The organism is Kitasatospora sp. NPDC059648, assembly GCF_042734825.1.
Lineage (GTDB): Bacteria > Actinomycetota > Actinomycetes > Streptomycetales > Streptomycetaceae > Kitasatospora.
Genome location: NZ_JBHWDU010000005.1, coordinates 1 through 15,203, shown reverse-complemented (window position 1 = coordinate 15,203; position 15,203 = coordinate 1). Strand labels below are relative to the sequence as shown.

The window sequence follows — 15,203 nt, the reverse complement described above, 5'->3', positions numbered from 1 at the left end:
GGCCGACGGCGTTCCTCCGCCGCTACGCGTCCTCCCGGCCGGCCAGGGCGAGGGTGGAGCCGTGCCGCCCCTTGCGGACCAACAGCTGCGCCGGGATGCGGCTGCGCAGATCGGCGACGTGGCTGACGATGCCGACCGCGCGGTCCCGCTCGCGCAGGCCGTCGAGGACGTCCATCACCTCCTCCAGGGACTGCTCGTCCAGGGTGCCGAACCCCTCGTCGATGAACAGGGTGTCCAGGGGCATCCCGCCCGCCTCGTCGGTGACCACGTCGGCCAGGCCGAGGGCGAGGGACAGCGAGGCGAAGAAGCTCTCGCCCCCGGAGAGCGTGGCGGTGTCCCGTTCGGTGCCCGTCCAGGCGTCGACCACCCGCAGGGCCAGGCCGGAGCGCTTGTTCCCGGTGCCGCGGTCGTCGCTGTGCACCAGGGTGTAGCGGCCCCCGGACATCCGGACGAGGCGGTCGCTGGCCGCCGCCGCGACCTGCTCCAGCCGGGCCGCCAGCACGTACGACTCCAGGCGCATCCGCAGCCGGTTCTCGGTGGAGGTGCCGGAGGCCAGTGCGGCGAGCCGGTTGATCCGTCCGTACCGCTCCAGCGCCGGGGCCAGCTCGGTGGCGAGGTCGCCCAGCTGGCGCCCGATCGCGGCGAGTGCCGCGCAGCGCTCCCGGGCCGCCGATCGCGCCGCGTGCGCCCGGCCGAGCCGGTCGGTGGCGGCGGAGAGCGCGGCCGCGGCGGCGGGCAGGTCGGCCGGGGGCAGCGCCGCAGCCTCGACCAGTTCGGGCAGCGCCAGCTCGTGCCGGACGGCGGCCGACTCCGCGCGGTGCCGCTCCAGCCGGGCCTCCAGCCGTTCCCGTTCCTCGCGCGGCAGCAGCACCGCGAGCGCCGCCCCGGCATCCGGGAAGCCCGCGGCGGCGGCGGCCTCGCCGAGCTCCGCCTCCGCCCCGTCGAACCGGGCCCGTGCCTCCGACGCCGTCCGGACGGCCGCTGCGGCCGCGGCGACCGCCTCGGCGAGCGCGGTGAGGGTCGCGGCCCGGTCGGCCACCGAGGCGGCCTCGCCCCGGGCGACCGCGACCCTGGCGCTCAGTTCGCGCTGCTCCTCGTCCAGCTTCGCCAGCCGGTCGGTGAGTACGGCGGCGTGCTCCCTGGCCTCGTTGAGCTCCCTCAGTCGGCGGGCACGGTCCTCGGACAGCCGGGCGATCTCCTGCCCGATCCGGCCGAGAGCCTCCGCCTCGTGCAGCGCGGTGCGGTGCTCGCGCTCCAGCTCGGCGACCGATCGCGCGAGCACGTCCGTGCTCTCCGGCCCGGCCGCCCCGGCGGCGGTCGCCTCGCGCACCCGCAGCGCGGTCAGCGCCTGGTCGGCCTCGTCCCGGAGCCGCTCGGCGGTGGCCTGGGCCAGGCGTGCCCGCTCCTCGTCCTCGGCGCTCACCCGCTCGCCCTCGGCGGCCTCGGCGGGTGCCGGGTGTTCCGGCGAGCCGCAGACCCGGCAGGCCTCGTGCGGGCGCAGCTGTTCGGCCAACTCGGCGGCCATGCCCGCGAGGCGGCGGTCCCGCAGGTCCAGGCTGAACTCGCGGGCGTCCAGTGCGGCCGTGCGCAGCTCGACGGCCTTCGGCTCGGCGGCGGCGATCTGTGCCAGCAGGCCGTCCCGCTCCCGGGCCGCACCCAGGCGGGCGGTCAACTCGCGCAACTGGAGGTCCAGTTGCTCGACCCGGGTGCTCGCCGCCCGGGCCCGCGTCTGCTGTTCCTCCAAGCGGCCCAGCTCGTCGTCGAACTCGGCCAGCCAGTCCTCGGCCTCCTCGGCCAGTTCCTCGGCGCCGCGCCGGTCCTGCGTCAAGGCGAGCTGCTCAAGGGCGAGTTCGGTGCAGCGCCGCTCCTCCGCCCGGGCTGCCTCCAGCCGGACCACGTCGGCGCGCAGCCGCAGCTCGGCCTCGGCCAGCGCGGCGGCGTCGGCTCCGGCCGCGATCGGCAGCTGCCCGCCGCCGCCCGCCCGGGCGAGTGCCTCCCGGCACCGCTGCTCCGCCGCGCGCGCCCGGCCGAGCGCCTCGGCCGCGCTGTCGCGCAGCCGCAGCGCGGAGTCCACGCCGACCGCCTCCTGCGCGGCCGCCAGGCGCCGACGGTCCCGAGCCGCGGCCTGCTCGAACCCGGCCAGCCGCTCGGCCTCGGCCAGCGCCTCCCGGTGCCGGCGCTGCCGCCCGGCCAGCTCTTCGGCGGCCTCGCGCCTCTGCTGGGCCGTCCGCTGCGCCGCCTCGGCACCCGCGAGCGCCGCCTCGGCGACGGCGAGCTGCTCGGCCGCGCCGCTGCGCAGGATCGCCGCCCAGCCGAGCACGCCGGCTGTCAGGTCCGCGTCGCCGTCCTCGGCCGGCACCCACTCCCCGGCGGGCTCGGCCGCGGGCCCGGCCGCCTGCTCGGCCTTGCTCGCGAGATCGCGCAGCCGGCGTCGGCCGGACTGGACGGCACTCTCCTGGGCGCGGCGCTGCTCGGCGAGCCAGGCCTCCACCAGCCCGTAGCGCTCGGTGTCGAACAGGCGGCGCAGCAGCTTGCCGCGCTCCTCCGAGTCGCCCTTGAGGAAGCGGGCGAAGTCGCCCTGGGGCAGCAGCACCACCTGGCAGAACTGCTCCCGGCTCATGCCGATCAGCCGGTGGATCTCCTCCCCGGCCTCCTGGTGCGATTTGCTGACCGGCTGCCACCCGGGCGTGCCGTCGCCCGCGTCGGTGGCCCACTCGCGCAGCAGGGTCTGCGGGCGCTCGACGGTGGTGCCGGTGCCGACCTTCTTCGGCCGGCGCTGCTCCGGCAGTCGGGTGATCTGCAGCCGGCGCCCGCCCAGTGTCAATTCCAGCTCCACCTGCGTCAGCCGCCCCGGACCGGCGTGGTCGCTGCGCAGCCGGTTGGCCCGCCGGGCGTTCGGCGTCTCGCCGTACAGGGCGAAGCAGACCGCGTCCAGCACGCTGCTCTTGCCCGCGCCGGTCGCGCCGCGCAGCAGGAACAGCCCGCCGGCGGCGAGCGCGTCGAAGTCCACCGTCTCGGTGCCCGCGAACGGGCCGAAGGCGGTGACGGTGAGCTTGTGCAGCCTCATCGGGGCAGGTCCGCCTTCCGGTCGGCACCTTCGCGGACGCGTTCGAAGCCCTCGCGCAGCCAGCCGAGCTCGTCCGGCTCCGGCTCGGCGCCGGGGCGGACGTGCCGCAGGAAGCCCTCGGCGATCTCCAGGTCGTCCCGGCCGCTGACCCGGGCCGCGTACGACCGGGACGGCTCGGCCGCGCCGTTCTCGGGGTCGAACAACAGTTGGAGGGTGTGGGGGAAGCGGCGGCGGAGCCTCTCCATCGGCTCGCTCGGGCGGGCCGCGTCGGTGAGCGTGACCTGTACCCAGGACTGCTCGTGCCCGGCGTACCCCTCCTCGGCGAGCAGGGCCTCCAGCGTGCCGCGCAGGGTGGCGAGCGGGCGCGGCTGTGGGCAGTCGACCCGCTCGGCCGTCACCGAGCCGTCGGCCGCGAGGTCGACCAGCCACATGGTCTTGCGCTGGCGCGCCTCGGAGAAGGAGTAGGCGAGCGGGGAGCCGCTGTAGCGCAGGTGCGGGGCGAGGGTCTGGCAGCCGTGCAGGTGGCCGAGCGCGGCGTAGTGCACCCCGTCGAACACCGAGGCGGGCACGGCGGCGACCCCGCCGACCGCGATGTCCCGCTCGCTGTCGCTCGGCGCGCCGCCGGTGACGAAGGCGTGCGCCAGCACCACGGCCCTCGTTCCCCCGGGGCGCGCCGCCAGGTCGGCCCGGACCCGGTCCATCGCCGCGCCCAGCACCGCGGCGTGCCCGCCCTTGGCCAGCCCGAACCGCTCGCGCACCAGTGTCGGCTCCAGGTACGGCAGCCCGTACACCGCCACCGGGCCGTGCTCGTCCGCCAGCAGGACCGGCTCGGCGCACTCGCCCGGGTCCGTCCGCAGGTGGATCCCGGCCTGGCCGATAAGCCCGGCGCCGACCCCGAGGCGGCGGGCCGAGTCGTGGTTGCCGCTGATGAAGACCGTCGGCACGCCGAGGCCGGCCAGCCGGTGCAGCACGTCGTCGAAGAGTGCGACCGCGTCCAGTCCGGGCAGCGCCCGGTCGTACACGTCCCCGGCGACCAGCACGGCGTCCACGCCCTCGGACCGGACCACCGCCACCAGGTGGTCCAGGAAGGCGCGCTGGGCGTCGTGAAGGCTCTCCCGGTGGAACGAGCGCCCGAGGTGCCAGTCGGAGGTATGCAGCAGTCGCATGGTCCCCGACCCTAACGCCCGCCACTGACATCGACAGTGGTAACCGGTTTCGGGTGGTCGTGGCCCCTGTCGTTGACCGACGCCCTGCCGGGTTGTCCTCCGGCTGTCCTTTCCGGCTGCCTCGGCCGTTGCCCGGGGTTCGCGGGCGGGGCGGGCCGTCGGCGAGAAGGGCACATTGTGTTCCCCAAGGAGTGGAGGCGGGGTCGGTGCGAGCACATGGGGGGCTAATTTTTATCCCCGGGAGCGGCGTCGGCTGCTGGTGTTCGATTACTTGGAGTCGATTGTCAGTGACTCCGTGTAGGTTCCGTGGCGTCGGCGGCTCCGAGAGTCGGGGTGGTCGGTGCTGGTTCGCGTTGTTTCGTGCTCGTCGTGCCGGTGAAGTGAACGGGAGGAAACCCATGGCTGTGCGGGAGTCGGTGTACGAGGTGCTGGGCGTCGTGGTGGTGCGGCGCCGGTCGTTGGCGCAGGCGCTCACGGCGCCGAGGGCGGCTCGGGGGTCGCGGGCGTCGCTGTCCGGTGGGCGCGGGCCCGGCGCCGGCGCCGGTGGTTCGCCGGCCGGCGGGCCCGGCGGGGCGGCGCCGCCCGGAGGGGGCCGACCGCCGGGCGGACGGGCCGCCGGGGCCGTCGGATCCGGTGGCGCCGGCGCGCGCGGGCGGCGGCTCGGCGGCCGGGCCAGGGGTGCGCCGCCGCAGCCGGTGGCGGTGGCGCTGGCCGTGGAGGCGGCCGACTTCGCCGGGCTGGCGAAGTACGGGCTGTTCGGAGCGCTCGGGCACCAGGAGTACCTGCTGCGGGCGGAGGAGCAGTTGACGGGCCTGTACCAGCAGGGGCTGGAGGTGCACCTGCGTGTCCTGGAGGCGGCCGACTTCGAGGACTACTGCTCGGCGCTCGGGCTCGACCCCAGGGCCCCGGCCGCCCGGGTCGCGTACGCGGGGGATCCGGAGCTGGCCGGGGAGCCCTTCGTCTACGCGGGGGAGCCCCTGGCCGACCTCGCCCCGGTGCTGTTGGACGACCACCGGGCGCGGGTGCGGATGTCCGTGGCCTGTGCGGCGCTGCTGGGCGCGGTGGGCGACGACCCGGCGGGGCAGCGGCGGATGGCGGCGGTGATGCGGTACGTGACCTCGGTCTACCTGGCGTTGGCCGAGGGCGCGGGGGAGGGCTGCCACCTGCTGACGCTGCGCTGCCACGGTCCGGAGGACGGCGAGGAACTCACCTCCGCGGTGGACGTCTGCGTGGAGCGGGGGCGCCTGCACCCCGCCGGGCGGGACGCGGAGGCGTTCTGCGTCACGCTCGCGGCCGGGGTGGCCTCGGGCGGCGAGGGAGCGCTGCTGCTGCACGGCGATCCGTCCACGGCTTCCGGAGACGGGCCGTCCGACGGGCTGTCCGTCGGGTCACCCGACGGGCCCCCGGGCGGGTCCCCGGGCGGCGCGAGGCCCGGTCCGCGGGTGCGGGGTTGGGCGCTGGGCGCTGGGCGGCTGCGGCCGATGACCGCCCATGAGGTGTTCGACGAGCTGGCCGACGACGCGGCGCGTGGGCTGCCCTTCCCGCCCGGGGCGGTCCCGCAGCCGGGGTTCCCGCTGCCGGGCCTCCCGGAGGCCGGGGGTGGGCCGCTGGCGTGATCAGGGCGTTCGCGGCCTCCGCATCCACCGTGCGGCGCTGGGGACTGTTCATCGACCGCCTGTTCGGGGAAGATCGGAGAAGATCAACAGCAGGAGCGTGCGGTACCCCAGCCGCCGCTCCGGCCGCTCCGCTCCGAACCGTGCTCCGCAGGTCCGGCGAGCCCGACAGCGAGAGGGGGACGCGCGGCATGGGCCGGATCGAGTTCACGGCGGAGATCGCCGAGCTGCTCGGGAAGGTGCGTCGGCGTCCCACGGCGGGCTGGCCGTGGCGGCCGGGCGAGCAGGTGCCGGACGGGCTGCCGACCAAGCAGTCCTGGGGGTGGCTGTTCGCCCCGGACGGGCGGGTGCTGACCCTGGTGAACCCCAGGGACGGGATCTGCTCGCTGCCCGGCGGCTCGCTGGAGCCGGAGGACAACGGAGACCCCGCGGCCGCGCTGGCCAGGGAGGCGGGTGAGGAGGCCCAGGCCGTGATCGGCCGGCCGTTCTACCTCGGCTACCTCTACGACCGGGTCGGTTCGGCGAACGGCGGGCACGAGTGTGCGCGGGTCCGGATGGCGGCGGCGCTGCGGGCGGTCGGGCCGAGCGAGGCCGACCCGGCCTCGGGGCGGCACTACCGGCGGCTGCTGGTCGCGCCGGGGCTCGCGGTCGAGCTGCTGGGCTGGGGTGCGCCCGGGCTGCGCCAAGCCCGGGCGGCGGTCGCCACGGCCGTCCACTGGCTCGGCGTTCCCGCTGCCGCGAACGAGACGATCGAGGAGCTGCCCGTCGAGGGCTGCACGGTCTTCCCCGGCCCCGTGTACCCGGGCGGCGGGCGCGCCCCCAGGCGCTGAACCGCACCCTCGGACACCGGTCCCGCCCCCGGCGCGGGCGCCTTTCCGCGTTGGGCAGCTGACGCTCCGGAGGCCGCACGCTGACCTTCGGCTGACGGCGAGCTGACGTCTCGAAACTTTTTTGTCTACACGCGATGACCGACGCGCGTCGACATGCACCCGCACCCACCTGCATGAACTCACGCTCTGTCGGCGGCAGTTCACGTCTCTGCCATCAGACTGTCCGTCAACATCCTTGGCATGAGCGCTTCCGCGTTCGACTACCGCCTGGTATCCCTTCTGTGACCCGCGTCATACCAGGAGGTGCAATGCTCCGCCCTGCTCGTGCCCTGTCCGTCGCCGTCATAGCGGCCGGCCTCACCATGACGACGCTCTTCACGGCGTCAGCTGCCAACGCGGCGGGCGTCAACTACGTCGCCCTCGGGGACTCTTATTCGGCCGGCGTCGGCGCCGGCAGCTACCTGAGCGACAGCGGTAGCTGCAAACGCAGCACCAACGCCTACCCCTATCTGTGGAAGAACGCGCACAAGCCGTCCTCCTTCTCCTTCGCAGCCTGTTCGGGCGCGAGAACCGGGGACGTCCTCAACAGCCAGATCTCCGCGCTGAACAGCTCCACCACGCTGGTCAGCCTGTCGGTCGGCGGCAACGACGCGGGCTTCGCCGACACCATGAAGACCTGCGTGCTGGGCTCCGACAGCGACTGCCTCAACGCCGTCAACGCGGCGAAGAGCTACGCGACCAACACCCTGCCGGGCCAGCTGGACCGGGTGTACTCGGCGATCAAGTCGAAGTCGCCGAACGCCCACGTCGTGGTGATGGGCTACCCGCACCTGTACAAGGTCGGCGGCGACTGCCTCTTCGGCATCGGTGACACCAAGCGCGCCGCGATCAACGGGGCTGCCGACGCGCTCGACGGCGTGATAGCCAAGCGGGTCGCCAACGCGGGCTTCACCTTCGGCGACGTGCGCAGTGCCTTCACCGACCACGAGATCTGCGGTTCGCTGAGCACCTGGCTGCACAGCACCACCCTGCCGATCGACGAGAGCTACCACCCGAACTCGTCCGGCCAGGCCAGCGGTTACCTCCCGGTCTTCAGTCGCTCCTGAGTGCCTCGGCCATGACGTCCGTCCGGGCCTCCGTCCGGGCCTCCGTCCGGTCGCCTGTCCGGTCGCCTTTGCGATCGTCCACCTCGTCGCCTGCCCGGGCGTCTGCGCGGCGGCGCTGAACGCTGCAAGTGCTGTCGTCCCCTTCCGGGCTGCGGGAGGGGTGGCGGCACCGCCGTGCCGGGGGCGTACATCACGTCTTCAATTGACGGATCGTCAACAGCCTCGGCGCGAAATCTTCCGCGTTCGATTACCGCTTGGTATCCCTTTTCGTGACTCGCGTCATACCTGGAGGTGCGATGTTCCGCCCAGCTCGTGCTCTCTCCGTCGCCGCGACAGCGGCCGTCCTCACCATGACGACGCTCTTCACGGCGTCATCCGCCAACGCGGCCGGCGTCAACTACGTGGCGCTCGGGGACTCCTACTCGGCCGGCGTCGGTGCCGGCAGCTACCTGAGCGACAGCGGTAGCTGCAAGCGCAGCACCAACGCCTACGCCTACCTGTGGTCGAACGCGAACTCCCCGTCCTCCTTCTCCTTCGTCGCCTGCTCGGGTGCCAGAACCGGTGACATCCTCAACAGCCAGATCTCCGCGCTGAACAGCTCCACCACGCTGGTCAGCCTGACGGTCGGCGGCAACGACGCCGGGTTCTCCCGCACCATGCAGACCTGTGTGCTCGGTTCCGACAGCGACTGCCTCAACGCCGTCAACACGGCCGAGAACTACGCGACCAACACCCTGCCGGGCCAGCTGGACCGGGTGTACTCCGCGATCAAGTCGAAGTCGCCGAACGCCCACGTCGTGGTGATGGGCTACCCGCACCTCTACCAGATCGGCGGCTACTGCCTCTTCGGCATCGGCGACACCAAGCGCGCCGCCATCAACGACGCCGCCGACACGCTCGACAACGTCATCTCCAAGGAGGTCGCCAACGCCGGCTTCACCTTCGCCGACGTGCGCGACACCTTCGCCGGGCACGAGATCTGCGGCGGACTGGACACCTGGCTGCACAGCACCACCCTGCCGATCGACGAGAGCTACCACCCGAACTCGTCCGGCCAGGCCGACGGCTACCTCCCGGTCTTCAGCCAGTCCTGAGGCCGGGCCCGTCCCGCCCGGGTTCCACCGTCCCGTCGGACCCTCGACGTGACCACCCGGTGCCGCCTGCCCCTCCCTCGCCGTGGGAGGGGCAGGCGGCACCGCCGTGTCATGGCCCGGTCGGCGCCGGCCGCACCGGTGGGAAGGGGATCCCGGCGAGCGCCGGCAGCAGTTCCGCCTCCTCCTGGTCCAGGTGCGCCTCCAACTCCTCCGACATGCGGTCGAGTTCGGCCCGGAGCCGGTCCGGATCGGAGATTTCGATCCCGGCCAGCAGCGCCACCAGCTCCTCCTTGATCCGCGCGATCGCCCGGTGCTGTTCGCCCAGTCGCTCCAGCACTCCGGCGAGCTCGGGGTGGCTGCGCGCGAGGGCGGGGAAGATCGCGGAGTCCTCGCCGGTGTGGTGGTGGGTCAACCCCGCGCAGAACGCCAGGCAGTGCTGGCGCAGTTGGAGCCCGAGTCCGGCCGGGCGGCCGGGAACGTGCGCCCGCGCCTCGGCCCGGACGTGGCGCAGCTGGGCCCGCAGCCAGGTGTGCGTCTCCAGCAGCTTGTCGGCCAGGCTGTGCACCTCGCTCGGCAGGCCTGGTGGCGGCTCGGGCCGTTCCAGCACGACCACTGGCAACTCCCGCTCGGTGTGCGACTGGTAGTCGCCGTAGCCGGGTGCCGTGCGGACGACGGCCTCGAACAGCCGCTTCCGACGGTCGTCCTCCGCGGGCACCGCGACCGCGTCGAAGGTCTCGGTGCCGAGTTCGACCCGGACCACCGGATGGGCCAGCAGATTGCGGTACCACTGCGGGTGCTCCGGCGCTCCGGCCGCCGAGGCGACGACGAGGAGCAGCCCCTCGGCCCGGACGAACCCCAGCGGCACGGTGTGCGGCCGACCGGAGCGCACGCCGGTAGTGGTCAGCAACAGCAGGTCGCCGCCCTCGAAAGGGCCGCCGACCCGGCCGCCGTTCGCGCGGAACTCCTCGATGACGTTCAGATTGAAGGACATGGACATGCGTGTGTGGTGAAGTCTCCTGAGAATTCGAGGGATTCGCGGCCACACGCGGCGTGCGCGAACAGTCGGCGGACACCGCGGTGACCGCCTACGTCAGATCAGGGCAGCGGAGAAAGTACTCATCGCGCATCGTCCCCTTGCACATCAGGTGCTGGCTCGGCTGCCGGCCGGCCCACTGCTCTGTGGCCGACGCCGCGCTGCACGTCCCCATTAGAGCCACACGCGGACACCCTGTCAACGAGCAAGATCCCCGGCATGCGGGCCGCGCGACCCGCGGAGCGCGAACAGATGACGGACGGCGGATGACAGCTGACAGATTTCAGATGTTGAAATCTGTCAGCTGTCATCCGACCAGCACTCGCCCACCCGCCCGGTCGTCAGTGCAGGTAGTCCACCAGCCCGGCCGGCCTGAGGCCTGCGGCCTCGGCGGCCGCGAGGGTGCGGGGCAGGTCGGTGGCGAGGGTGTCGGTCCAGTGCATCAGGGCCACGTCGCCGGGCCGGAGCGGTCCCGGGTGCTAGATGTTGGAGGCACCCCAGCTGAAGTCCGGCTCGAAGCCGGGATTGGTGGCCAGGCTGACGGTCGGGCCGCCGGAACCGCCCGTACCGTCCGTACCGCCCGGATCGGCGGACGCCGCCGGAACGGTGAGGGCGGTGAGCGGCGCGAGGGAAGCGGTCAGCGCGGACAGGCGCGTGGACGTCGACACGTGAAGACTCCAGCAGGTGGGGGCATGCGTGAACGGGAATCCGGACCGTGGAACCGGGGCGCTCCCGGAGGGGCGGGAGCGGGTGGTGCCGGTGCGCCGCACGCGGACCGAAGAGCAACAATGGACTGGACCAATCGACCCGTCAAGGGAACGGCAAGGTGAACCGATCCGGCGAACGAGCTGATATTTCAAGGAATAAGACGACACATCAGAACACCTCGGCCACAGGGTTGTTCGAGGCGCATCAGGAGAGGTAGAGCTCCTCGATGTCCGTCGCGTAGAACTCCGCGATCGCCGTCCGCCGCAACTTGAGCGAGGGTGTCAGCAGTCCCTGCTCCAGGTTGAACTCCCGTGGCAGCAGCCGGAAGGCGCGGATCGACTCGGCCCGCGAGACGGCGGTGTTCGCCGCCGCCACCGCGCGCTGGATCTCGATGTGCAACTGCTCGTCCGCGAGTACCGCCCAGGCGTCCAGCTGCTCCCGCCCGTGCGTCTTCAGCCAGTGTGCCAGCGCGGCCGGGTCGAGGGTGATCAGCGCCGCCACGTACGGGCGGTCGTCGCCCACCACCAGGCACTGGGAAACCAGCGGATGGGCCTCGACCCGCTCCTCCAGCGCCGCCGGGGCGAGGTTCTTACCGCTGCTGGTGACGATCAGGTCCTTCTTGCGGCCGGTGATGGTGAGGTAGCCGTCCTCGTCCAGTCGGCCCAGGTCGCCCGTCCCGAACCAGCCCTCGACCAGTGATTCGGCCGTGCACCGCGGGTGGTTGAGGTAGCCGCCGAAGACCGAGCCGCCGCGCACCCACACCTCGCCGTCATCGGCGATCGCCACCGAGGCGCCCGGCACCGGCTGCCCGACGGTCCCGAGCTTCTGCCGCCCGGCCGGATTGGCGGTGATCGCGGCGGTGGTCTCGGTGAGGCCGTAGCCCTCGTACAACTGCAGCCCCGCACCGGTGAAGAACAGGCCCAGCTCCCGTCGCAGTCCTGAGCCCCCGCACATCACCGTGCGCACCCGGCCGCCGAGCACGGCGCGCAGGCGGGGGTAGACAGTCCGCTCGTAGGCGAGGTGGCGCAGGCGCAGTGCCGCTCCCGGTCCCGGTCCGCGGCCGAAGGACCTCTGCTCCCGGGCGGCGGCCCAGTCGACGGCCACCTGCCGGGCCTGCTCGAAGAGTTCGCCGCGCCCGGCCTCCTCGGCTGCGCGTCTGGCTCGCTGGAAGATCTTCTCGAAGACGTACGGGACGGCGTGCAGGAAGCTCGGCCGGAAGCTCTCCAGGGCGGGCAGCAGCGCGTCGGTGGAGACCTCCGGGATGTGGCCGATCCGGAAGCCACCGCGGACGGCCGCGATCTGCACGGCCCGCCCGTAGACGTGCGCCAGCGGCAGGAACAGCAGGGTGGCGGGCTGGCCGCCACCGGTGTCGCGGAGCACCTCGCCCCAGCCGGCCAGCAGCGAGTCGGCCTCGGCGGCCAGGTTGGCGTGGGTAATCAGACAGCCCTTGGGGCGTCCGGTGGTGCCCGAGGTGTACACCACGGTGGCGATGTTGGCGGCTGCGACGCCCAGCCGCTGGCGGTGCACCAGCGCGTCGGGGACGTCCCGGCCGTCCTCGGTGATCACGGAGACGCAGTCGCGGTCGAGCTGCCAGATCCCGGTCAGGTCGGGCAGGGCGTCGCAGACCGCGCCGACGGTCATCGCGGCGTCCTCGTCCTCGACCAGGCAGGCCACCGCCTGGGTCTCGGCGAGGATCCAGCGCACCTGCTCCGGCGAGGCGGTGGGGTAGACCGGGACGGTGATCGCGCCGATCGACCAGAGCGCGTAGTCGAACAGGGTCCACTCGTAGCGGGTGCGGGACATCAGCGCGACCCGGTCGCCGTAGCGCACGCCGTGGGTCAGCAGGCCCTTGGCGAGCGCGAGGACCTCGTCGCGGAACTCCCGGGCGGTGACGTCCTGCCAGCCGCCGTCGCCGGTCCGCCGGGACAGCTGGACCAGGTCGGGGGTGCGTTCGGCGGTGTCGTACAGGGAGTCGGCGAGTCCTCCGGTGGCCTCGGGCCCGGCCGGGGCAGGGGTGGTGAACTCGCGCACAGTCCTCCCCAGTTCGCGTCTCGCGGCGCTGATTGCCGGTCCCGGCGCACGGGCGCCCGGGTGGCGGCGCCCGGTCGTGCGGGTGGAGCGAAACTATCGGATCGGCCTGTCACTGCCCAGGGTTGTGACGGTGGCGCGACGAGATCGGCACCGGTCCGTGGGAACGGTGTCGCAGCTGCGGAGCAATCGGGGAGGGCTGCCGGGGGTGCCGTGGCCCGGCGGTCGACGGAGTGCCGACGGGGCGCTGACGGAGTGCCGACGGTGCGCCGGCGACGCGCGAGTGGTGCGCCGGTGGTGCGGTCGGACGGCGATCGGCTTCTGACGTGTTCGGGGCAAGGTGAAGAAGCGGAATGGTTCGACCCTCGAACGTGTGGTCAGGGCGTAGTAGAGTCTCGCAGACCTGTGGCCGGGAAGCCTCCCCAGCTTCCTTCCCAGGCCTCCCCAAGTCCCGCCGACCAGCCGTCCCCAGCATCCCGGAACCCGTCCGTACCGCTCCCCGTCCGCGCCTGGCACTTCCCGACCGAGGACTCCATGCGTCTGCGCAGCAGCTCGATCCGCGCGAAGATCATCGCGCTGCTCCTGGTGCCCATCGTCGCGCTCATCGCGCTGTGGGTGTACGCGACGATCGCTGCCACCGGGGACGCCTGGAACCAGCTGGCGATCAGCCGTACGTACAAGGAGTACGGAACGGTCGTGGACCAGTACGCGGGCGACCTGCAGAACGAGCGCCGCGCCGCCGTCCAGCACCTGGCTGATCCGAACTCGCCGGTCGCCGGGGACGCCTTCGCGCACGCCACCGCCGCCACCGACCGCAGCCTCGCGGTGCTGCGGCAGAAGAAGGACGCCGCCGGCGACCGGCTCTCCGCCGCCCAGCGGGCCCGCCTGGTGCAGATCACCGCCGCCGCCGACCAGATCGGCCCGCTCCGGGCCCAGGTCGGCCGCCTGGCGCTCAACTGGGAGTTCGCGCTCGGACAGTACAGCGACCTGGTCCGGCCGGTGTTCGGCTTCCGTTCCGCCTCCGTCGCCCGGCAGAGCGGCCAACTGCCGCGCCAGGGGACCATCCTGATCGAGCTGGTCCGCGCCCGCGAGTACCTCTCCCAGGAGGACGCGGCGATGGAGGGCCTGCGCACCGGCACGACCAGGCCCACCCCCGAGCAGTACCAGACCGCGCTGGACGCCCTGCACGACCAGCAGGCGCTGTTCACCGTGTACATCGCCGAGCTCGAACCCGCCGACCAGGCCGACTACATCGCCCTGCGCGGCGGCGAGGCCTGGGCCGCGCTGGCCCGCGCCGAGGCGGACTTCGTCGGCGCCGGCGGCCCCGAGCGGGTGGTCCAGGCGCTCAACGTCGACAACTGGCAGCAGACCGCCGACCGTTCCCTCGGCGACCTCTCCTCCATCAACTCCCGGATCGCCTCCGGGCTGGACGACCGCGGCCGCTCCGCCGCGATCGCGGCACTGTGGCGCGGCGGCATCGCCGGCGCCATCGGCCTGGTCGCCGTCGTGCTGTCGGTGCTGATCTCCTTCCGGATCGGCCGCGGCCTGGCCCGCGAGCTGATCAACCTGCGCAACGCGGCCAACGAACTCGCCACCACCCGGCTGCCGGCCGTCATGCTGCGGCTGCGCCGCGGCGAAGCGGTGGACGTGGCCGCCGAGGCGCCCGAACTGAGCTTCGGGCAGGCCGAGATCGGGCAGGTCGGCCAGGCCATCAACGCCGTCCAGCGGGCCGCCGTCGAGGCCGCCGTCGAGCAGGCCGAACTGCGCCGCGGCGTCTCGGCCGTCTTCGTCAACCTGGCCAGGCGCAGCCAGGTACTGCTGCACCGCCAGCTCACCCTGCTCGACACCATGGAGCGCCGCACCGAGGACCCGGCGGAGCTGGAGGACCTCTTCAAGGTCGACCACCTCACCACCCGCATGCGCCGCCACGCCGAGGGCCTGATCATCCTGGCCGGCGGCTCGCCCGGCCGCGCCTGGCGCAAGCCGGTCCGGATGGTGGACGTGGTCCGCGCGGCGGTCGGCGAGGTCGAGGACTACGCCCGGGTGATCGTCCGGCCGTTCCCCGGCACCGGCCTGCTCGGCAGCGCCGTCGCCGACGTGACCCACCTGATCGCCGAACTCGTCGAGAACGCCGCGGTGTTCTCCCCGCCCAACACCCAAGTCACCGTCCAGGGCGAGGTGGTGGCGCACGGGTTCGCGCTGGAGATCGACGACCGCGGGCTCGGACTGGGCGAGCAGCTGCTCGCCGAGATCAACGAGCGCCTGACCGTGGAGCAGGAGTTCGACCTCGCCGACACCGACCGGCTGGGGCTCTTCGTGGTCAGCCGGCTCGCCCGGCGGCACGGCATCCGGGTCCACCTGCGGCCCTCGCCGTACGGCGGGACGACGGCCGTGGTGCTGATCCCGCGCGAGCTGCTGGCGGAAGCGCCGGACGGCCTGCCGGAGCCGCCCGCCGCCGGGGGGGGGGGGCGCCGCCCGGCCGGCCGGACGGCCGGCCGGACGGCCGGGCGCAAGGCGGGGGGGCGCGAACTGGTCGCGGTGGCGGACCCGGCCCCCGG

The 15,203-nt window shown here is 73.5% G+C and carries 10 protein-coding genes; 5 read left to right on the top strand and 5 right to left on the bottom strand.

Annotated elements, in window-relative coordinates; genetic code table 11:
• Positions 1–22 precede the first annotated feature (22 nt).
• On the bottom strand, positions 23–3,067 hold the full coding sequence (locus ACFV1W_RS04995; RefSeq protein WP_380413196.1) for an AAA family ATPase: 3,045 nt from the start codon (positions 3,065–3,067) through the stop codon (positions 23–25).
• Entirely contained in the window at positions 3,064–4,233 is a 1,170-nt protein-coding gene (locus ACFV1W_RS04990; protein WP_380413194.1) for an exonuclease SbcCD subunit D, read from the bottom strand. The genes ACFV1W_RS04995 and ACFV1W_RS04990 overlap by 4 nt, the downstream gene beginning before the upstream one ends.
• 398 nt (positions 4,234–4,631) lie before the next feature.
• On the opposite strand from ACFV1W_RS04990, the gene ACFV1W_RS04985 reads away from it, so the two are divergent.
• The 4 genes from ACFV1W_RS04985 to ACFV1W_RS04970 all read left to right on the top strand — a co-directional run bounded on the left by ACFV1W_RS04985 (position 4,632) and on the right by ACFV1W_RS04970 (position 8,876).
• Positions 4,632–5,849 carry a hypothetical protein gene (locus tag ACFV1W_RS04985; RefSeq protein WP_380413190.1) on the top strand — a complete coding sequence of 406 codons (1,218 nt, stop codon included), beginning with the start codon at positions 4,632–4,634 and terminating at the stop codon, positions 5,847–5,849.
• Between the two features lie 140 nt (positions 5,850–5,989).
• Positions 5,990–6,676, top strand: a complete 687-nt coding sequence (locus ACFV1W_RS04980; protein WP_380413189.1) for a hypothetical protein — start codon at positions 5,990–5,992, stop codon at positions 6,674–6,676.
• Positions 6,677–6,984: 308 nt separating this feature from the next.
• Positions 6,985–7,782 carry an SGNH/GDSL hydrolase family protein gene (locus ACFV1W_RS04975; RefSeq protein ID WP_380413187.1) on the top strand — a complete coding sequence of 266 codons (798 nt, stop codon included), beginning with the start codon at positions 6,985–6,987 and terminating at the stop codon, positions 7,780–7,782.
• 296 nt (positions 7,783–8,078) lie between these two features.
• Positions 8,079–8,876 (top strand): SGNH/GDSL hydrolase family protein, encoded by a 798-nt coding sequence (locus ACFV1W_RS04970; protein WP_380413185.1) that lies wholly within the window; start codon positions 8,079–8,081, stop codon positions 8,874–8,876.
• A gap of 109 nt (positions 8,877–8,985) precedes the next feature.
• Here the strand turns inward: ACFV1W_RS04970 and ACFV1W_RS04965 are convergent, their stop codons facing one another.
• The 3 genes from ACFV1W_RS04965 to ACFV1W_RS04955 form a co-directional block, all read right to left on the bottom strand.
• Positions 8,986–9,873 carry a nitroreductase/quinone reductase family protein gene (locus ACFV1W_RS04965; RefSeq protein WP_380413183.1) on the bottom strand — a complete coding sequence of 296 codons (888 nt, stop codon included), beginning with the start codon at positions 9,871–9,873 and terminating at the stop codon, positions 8,986–8,988.
• Between the two features lie 515 nt (positions 9,874–10,388).
• Complete coding sequence (locus ACFV1W_RS04960) at positions 10,389–10,577, bottom strand: hypothetical protein (RefSeq protein WP_380413182.1); 189 nt, start codon at positions 10,575–10,577, stop codon at positions 10,389–10,391.
• Positions 10,578–10,821: 244 nt separating this feature from the next.
• On the bottom strand, positions 10,822–12,648 hold the full coding sequence (locus ACFV1W_RS04955) for an AMP-dependent synthetase/ligase (RefSeq protein WP_380413180.1): 1,827 nt from the start codon (positions 12,646–12,648) through the stop codon (positions 10,822–10,824).
• 531 nt (positions 12,649–13,179) lie between these two features.
• On the opposite strand from ACFV1W_RS04955, the gene ACFV1W_RS04950 reads away from it, so the two are divergent.
• Positions 13,180–15,203, top strand: a 2,024-nt coding sequence (locus ACFV1W_RS04950; protein ID WP_380413178.1) for a nitrate- and nitrite sensing domain-containing protein, incomplete at its 3' end; no start/stop codon positions are given.

Excerpts from the sequence above, each read along its gene's own strand:
- ACFV1W_RS04995 (WP_380413196.1), bottom strand. The coding sequence starts at position 3,067 with ATGAGGCTGCACAAGCTCACCGTCACCGCCTTCGGCCCGTTCGCGGGC.
- ACFV1W_RS04990 (WP_380413194.1), bottom strand. The coding sequence starts at position 4,233 with ATGCGACTGCTGCATACCTCCGACTGGCACCTCGGGCGCTCGTTCCAC.
- ACFV1W_RS04985 (WP_380413190.1), top strand. The coding sequence starts at position 4,632 with ATGGCTGTGCGGGAGTCGGTGTACGAGGTGCTGGGCGTCGTGGTGGTG.
- ACFV1W_RS04975 (WP_380413187.1), top strand. The coding sequence starts at position 6,985 with ATGCTCCGCCCTGCTCGTGCCCTGTCCGTCGCCGTCATAGCGGCCGGC.
- ACFV1W_RS04970 (WP_380413185.1), top strand. The coding sequence starts at position 8,079 with ATGTTCCGCCCAGCTCGTGCTCTCTCCGTCGCCGCGACAGCGGCCGTC.
- ACFV1W_RS04965 (WP_380413183.1), bottom strand. The coding sequence starts at position 9,873 with ATGTCCATGTCCTTCAATCTGAACGTCATCGAGGAGTTCCGCGCGAAC.